This window comes from Streptococcus parasanguinis, from assembly GCF_001578955.1.
In the GTDB taxonomy this organism is placed as follows: domain Bacteria; phylum Bacillota; class Bacilli; order Lactobacillales; family Streptococcaceae; genus Streptococcus; species Streptococcus parasanguinis_U.
Window position 1 is genome coordinate 1 of sequence record NZ_KQ969783.1, and the last position, 244, is coordinate 244.

Annotated in this window: 1 pseudogene; it reads left to right on the forward strand. The window is 45.5% G+C overall.

The features are described 5' to 3' along the window. Positions 1–244 (forward strand): annotated as a pseudogene (locus tag SPADD19_RS11220) (esterase); the annotation flags it as partial.

Consider the following 244-nt stretch of genomic DNA (forward strand, 5'->3'; position numbering starts at 1 on the left):
TGACTTTGGTATGATTGATGCTTGTGCCCAGTTTATCGAAGAGGGACGAGTTCAATTTTTCACCCTTTCTAGTGTGGATAGTGATAGCTGGCTTTGTGATTGGAAGAATCCTCATGATCGAGCTGAGATGCACCGTGCATACGAACGCTATGTGATTGAAGAAGCCATTCCTTTTATCAAACACAAAACAGGCTGGTTTGATCCGATGATGACAACTGGTTGCTCTATGGGGGCCTACCACGCG